Annotated in this window: 6 protein-coding genes; 2 read left to right on the top strand and 4 right to left on the bottom strand. The window is 74.0% G+C overall.

Annotation, left to right across the window (positions count from 1 at the left end; genetic code table 11):
* Nucleotides 1-38: 38 nt before the first annotated feature.
* The 4 genes from VNL12_RS16990 to VNL12_RS16975 all read right to left on the bottom strand — a co-directional run bounded on the left by VNL12_RS16990 (nt 39) and on the right by VNL12_RS16975 (nt 3,033).
* A complete protein-coding gene (locus VNL12_RS16990; RefSeq protein WP_325596134.1) occupies nt 39-551 on the bottom strand; it encodes a GNAT family N-acetyltransferase in 513 nt (170 codons plus the stop codon).
* A gap of 63 nt (nt 552-614) precedes the next feature.
* Complete coding sequence (locus VNL12_RS16985) at nt 615-1,388, bottom strand: CoA-transferase (protein ID WP_325596133.1); 774 nt, start codon at nt 1,386-1,388, stop codon at nt 615-617.
* Nucleotides 1,385-2,275, bottom strand: a complete 891-nt coding sequence (locus tag VNL12_RS16980; RefSeq protein WP_325596132.1) for a CoA transferase subunit A — start codon at nt 2,273-2,275, stop codon at nt 1,385-1,387. Before VNL12_RS16980 ends, VNL12_RS16985 begins: the two co-directional genes overlap by 4 nt.
* The gene (locus VNL12_RS16975) at nt 2,272-3,033 is read right to left on the bottom strand and encodes an enoyl-CoA hydratase family protein (protein ID WP_325596131.1); all 762 of its coding nucleotides are present in this window, start codon (nt 3,031-3,033) and stop codon (nt 2,272-2,274) included. Before VNL12_RS16975 ends, VNL12_RS16980 begins: the two co-directional genes overlap by 4 nt.
* Nucleotides 3,034-3,103: 70 nt before the next feature.
* Between VNL12_RS16975 and VNL12_RS16970 the strand changes: the two genes are divergently transcribed.
* The gene (locus VNL12_RS16970; protein WP_325596130.1) at nt 3,104-3,850 is read left to right on the top strand and encodes an SDR family oxidoreductase; all 747 of its coding nucleotides are present in this window, start codon (nt 3,104-3,106) and stop codon (nt 3,848-3,850) included.
* A 161-nt stretch (nt 3,851-4,011) separates the two neighbouring features.
* Nucleotides 4,012-5,094 carry a hypothetical protein gene (locus VNL12_RS16965; protein WP_325596129.1) on the top strand — a complete coding sequence of 361 codons (1,083 nt, stop codon included), beginning with the start codon at nt 4,012-4,014 and terminating at the stop codon, nt 5,092-5,094.
* Nucleotides 5,095-5,165: the final 71 nt, after the last annotated feature.

Here is a 5,165-nt window from a genome sequence, read left to right as displayed (position 1 = left end):
GGGCGAAGGCCGGGAGCGGCCGCAGGCGCCGCGCGAGCTCAGAAGGCCCAGGTGAAGGCGAAGACGACGTCGTCGTCGCGGGTGCGCGATCCGCCGGCGGCCTCGTAGAGGGCCATGGCCGCGTGGTTCGACCCGTTGGTGATCACGAAGCCCCGCGAGATGCCCTGGGTCCGGGCGTGGTCGGCGACCGAGTCGAGCAGGGCCTGGCCGATCCCGTGGTTGCGGTGCCGCTCGGACACGCCGATCTCATAGACGCAGAGGTGCCGCAGGGCGGTGTGGCGGCGGTACAGCTCGTTCGCGTAGCAGAAGCCGACCGGCTCGTCGCCGGCGAAGGCCACGAAGGCCGCGGTCCGGTCGTCGGCCAGGAAGGCCACCGTCTCGCCCTCGCTCAGCGGCTCGAGCGGCTCACGCTCCTCCAGCGAACCGAAGGCGGCGTTGTGCTCGGCGAGGTACACGAGCACGGCGTCGTCACCGGGGCGCAGACGGCGGACCGTGATGGGAAGGGGCACCGCGGAGGGCGGGGCCTCGCGCTGGCGCGTCCTGAGGGTCACCTCCCGCCGTCGGCCGACCCGATCCCGATGTGAGCACCGGGGCCGATCGGGCGCTGACCAGTGCTACTCGGGGTCGGGGACCTCGCGGTAGCGGGTGCCGGACGGGTCGATGATGTCGTCGAGCAGGGCCTGCTCCTCGGAGGTGGGCACCCGGGTGGTCGGGACGCTGTCAGGCACCTCGAGCGCGAACCCGGTCGCCGCCGCCACGTCGTCGACGGTGACGCCGGGGTGCACCGAGCGGATCCGCATGCGGTGGTCGTCGGTCTCGAAGTCGAAGACGCCGAGGTTCGACACCACCCGGCGGATCTCGTGGAAGCGGGCGGCGACGGGGCCGAGGTCGGCGGCCCGGTCCCACCCGATGCCGCACACCACGTCGACCACCGCAACGAAGGCCTTGGGGGCGTGGCGGGCGACCCAGTAGCTCGTGGTGTCGTTGATGGTGTTGCCCGGCGCACCGCGCAGGCCGAGCAGCTGCACGGCGGGGCGGTGCGGGTCCGGGCCGAGGGCGGCGATGTTCTGGTTGCCGTAGCGGTCGACCTGGGTGGCGCCCATCATCACGTGACGGCGACCGCTCCAGACCACGTCGAACATCCGCCGGTAGGGGTTGTAGGTCTCGATGACGCGGTCGTCGGGGGCGACCGACGCCGCGTGGTTGGCGATGAGCGTCGCCTCGCCGTCGGTCATCATCAGCTCGGGCTCGCCGGTGGCTCGGGCCAGGCGGCCCCCGATCATGGGGATGATCCCGATCGGGTTGGCCAGGCTGGCGCCGTCGCCGGCGAAGCAGTCGGCCACCGCCACGGCGCACACGTCGGCCCGGCGGGCGGGATCGTCGGTCACGGCTGGCTCCACTCGTCGAGGAGGGCGGCACGCGCGTCGGGGTCCTTGGCGGTGGCGAACCAGCGCGCCTGCCACTCCTCGTCCCGGTCGTAGTCGGGGCTGCACTCGGTGGGCCGGGCGCCGCCGGGTGCCTCGACGACGCCGGTCACGAAGAGGCGGCTGATGCGCAGGCGGGTGATGTCGCCGGCGGTGGCGGCGAGGTCCTCGGTGGGCACGACCCGCTCGACGCTGAGGTACCCCATGGCCGCGGCCTCGAGCATCAGGTCGTCGAAGTAGAGGTCGGGGCCGGTGAAGGCGGCGTTGCCCCGGACGTCGCCCACGTTGAGGTGCACCAGGGCGGCGTCGAGGGCGATAACGGGCTGGGCCACCAGCTCCTCACCCTCTCCCCCGTCGGGCCCCGGATAGGGTGACCGCACGGTGCGCAGCGCAGGGTCGAGCCGGAACACGTCGGATCCGAGGCCCACCCGGGTGGGCAGGAACGGCACGCGCCACGCTGCGGCCTGGAGGCCGAGCAGGAGCATCCCCTCGTCGAGCTCGGTGCAGGTGAACGCGCCCGCCTGGCGAGCGGCGCGGAAGTGGGGGTCGAGGCCCGGGACGCTGCCGCCGGTGAGCGGGTTGGGCACGTCGGGCGAGACGAACGGGAAGGTGAGGTGTCGAATGCGACCGGCGGCGGCGAGGATGCCGACCTCGGGGCCGCCGTAGGTGACCACGTGCAGGTCGGTGACGTCGCTGCGCAGCACCGCCCGCAGCAGGGCCATGGGCTTGCGCCGGCTCCCCCACCCGCCGATGCCGACGGTCATGCCTGATCGCAGCCGGCCCACGGCCTCGTCGGGCGTCATCACCTTGGGCGAGGGCCCGGGACCGCCGGTGTCCACTGGCGCGATCATCGACCCCCGTCGGAGTCGCGACCCTCGACGAAGGCGTCGCGGTGCTCGTCGGCCACGCCGGCCAGGTTGAGCTCGAAGGTGAAGCCCTGCTCGAAGCGGTACGAGCGGTGCACGTCCCAGAGGTCGATGCCGTTGAGCGACGCCTTGGCGGCGCGCATCACGGTGGGCGACTTGGCCGCGATCTGACCCGCGACCTCGAGGGCGGCGGCCCGCAGCTCATCCGCGGGCACCACCTTCAGCACCGAGCCGTACTCGAACAGCTCGGCCGCGGTGATGGTGGCCGCGGTGTACACCATGGCCCGGACCTTGTGCTGGGGGACGAGGCGCGAGAGGTGGGTGGCGGCGCCGAGGGCCCCGCGGTCGACCTCGGGCAGGCCGAAGGTGGCGTCGTCGCTGGCGATGACGACATCCGCGTTGCCGACGAGGCCGATCCCCCCGCCCAGGCAGAAGCCGTGGACCGCGGCGATGACGGGCACCTCGCAGTCGTAGACCGCCGCGAAGGCGGCGTAGCAGCCCTTGTTGGCGCCGATCAGGGCGTCGAAGCCCTCGGTCGCCTGCATCTCCTTGATGTCGACCCCGGCGTTGAACCCCCGCCCTTCGGCCCGGAGCACCACGCAGCGCACCTCGGGGTTGCGCCCGAGGGCGATCAGGCGGTCGGCGAGGTCGAACCAGCCGGCGACGGCGAGGGCGTTGACGGGCGGGTTGTCCATGACGATCTCGGCGATCCCGGCGGCGTCGACCGTGTGGGTGGTGGGCATCCGGCTACTTTCTGATGGGCCGTCAGATCCTGGCGGCACCGTAGCGAGTGTCCCCGCGAGGAGGCGAACGTTGGCCATCACCATCGATCTGGCGGGACAGGTCGCGCTGGTCACCGGTGGGGGCCGGGGCGTGGGCCGGGGCATCACCGACCGACTGCTCGCCGCCGGGGCCACCGTTGCGGTCGTGGGCCGTTCGGAACCGGACGACCTCCCCGGCGGGGTGACCTTCAACGCCGCGGATGTCCGCGACCCCGACGCGGCCGCGGCTTTCATCGAGGCCGTGGTGGCCGAGCACGGCCGGCTCGACATCGTGGTGAACAACGCCGGGGGCTCGCCGTCGGTCGCCGCCGCCGACGCGTCACCGCGGTTCAGCACCAAGATCATCGAGCTCAACCTGCTCTCGGCCCTGCACGTCGCCCACGCCGCGAGGTCGATGATGACCATGGGCGTCATCGTCAACGTGGCCAGCCTCTCGGCCCTGCGCCCCTCTCCCGGCACCGCGGCCTACGGCGCGGCCAAGGCCGGCTTGGTGAACCTGACCCGGACCCTGGCCATGGAGTGGGCGCCCGCCATCCGGGTGTGCGCGGTCTCCGCCGGGGCGGTGCGCACCGAGGGTTTCGAGGACTACTACGGAGGACCCGAGGGCGCAGCCGCGGTCGAGGCCACCATCCCCATGGGCCGCGCCGCGAGCCCGACCGACGTGGGCGACGCAGTGGTGTTCCTGGCCTCACCCCTCGCCCGCTACATCACCGGGGCCAACCTGGAGGTGCACGGTGGCGGCGAGGCCCTCACCCTCCACGGCCTGCTCGGCCCCTGACCTCGCGCACGGGCGTTCGGCCGACGAGGGCCAATAGGGTGCCGGTGATGGCACCGAAGCGGGGACGGCACACCCGGGTCCGGCGGGGCCCGGGCGGACCGGATCGACCGGCGACGTCGGGGCGCGTCGCCCCTCCCGTCGGTACTGGTGACAGGAGCCAGGTGTCGTTCTCGGGTCCGTCGATCGACGGGCTCGTCGCCACGCTGCTCACCTCGCTGCGGGCCGTCGCCCCGGAGGACACCGTGGCCCGGCCCCTCGGCATCGAGCTGTGGGGTGACCGCATGGGGGCCACGATCTACGGGCCCGACCAGATGCCCCCAGAGCTCTTCGCGGACCTGGCCGCCGGGCTCCTCGCCTCCGACGACTCCGACGCGCGACCGGCGCTGGCGGCTCTGGCCCACACCCTCGCCTGGCGCGAGGCCAAGCCGTTGCGCCGGGCCCACGCGGATCACCGCTCCCGCGTCGGGCCCGACGACGGCTCGGACCTCGGCATCGGGCGGGCCACGCCCACCCGGGCGGTCGAGATCAGCGATCCCCGCGGCGACGGCGTCACCCTGCTCGTCGACCTCGACCAGCCCGGCTCGCCCCACAGCGTCGGGGTCTACGTCGACCACAACCTGGCCGGGCTGGCCACGGACCTGCTCGTCGGACCGCCGTGGGCCGAGCTCGACGCCGCCGGCGTCCACCGAGAGGTGCCCGGCGCCCTCGCCCTCGATGTCCCCCTCGCGGAGGCCCGGGCCCGGTGCGAGGCCGCCCTCCGCAGCAGCGACCACGCCGCCCACGCCCCGGTCTCCCCCGACTTCGACAGCACCCGCGCCCTCGTCGAGCGTCGTCTCGACCTGCTGCCCACCGGGGGACGGGCGCCGCAGCCCGAACGGCTCGAGGACGGCGAGCTCGACGCCCTGGTCGCCGACTTCCTCGCCGCCCCCGAAGGCGCGGACCTCACCGCCTCCGAACAGGACGAAGCGGTCTGGCTCCTCGAGCTGTGGCTCGACCACGCCACCACCGAGACGTGGGGCGGGCCCCTCCGGGTCAGCCCGCTGCTGATCGAGCAGTTCTGCGTCGACTGGTACCCGCAGAGCGCCGGCGCCGACGCGGCGACCGCCGAGTCGGCCCCCGCCGTCCTCGCCGCCTGGGTGCGCTACGCCAGCCGGGTCACCGGGCGCGACGACGAGGGTCGCGACGAGGCCCTCGACGCCGTCCGTGAGTGGGCGCCCCACCTCCCCGGCCCCGCCGACCACTGACCCTCCGGCGCCCCGACGGCCCGACGCGACGCCAGGCGGCCGGCGGCGAGCGGCCGGCGGCGACCCTTCCG

It is taken from the genome of Iamia sp. (genome assembly GCF_035575815.1).
GTDB lineage: Bacteria > Actinomycetota > Acidimicrobiia > Acidimicrobiales > Iamiaceae > Iamia.
Note: the sequence above shows the minus strand (reverse complement) of the source record. Positions and strands in the feature narration are given on the sequence as shown.

Bases quoted from the DNA above. Each gene is read 5' to 3' on its own strand.
- VNL12_RS16980 (WP_325596132.1), bottom strand. From the start codon at position 2,275: ATGATCGCGCCAGTGGACACCGGCGGTCCCGGGCCCTCGCCCAAGGTG.
- VNL12_RS16975 (WP_325596131.1), bottom strand. From the start codon at position 3,033: ATGCCCACCACCCACACGGTCGACGCCGCCGGGATCGCCGAGATCGTC.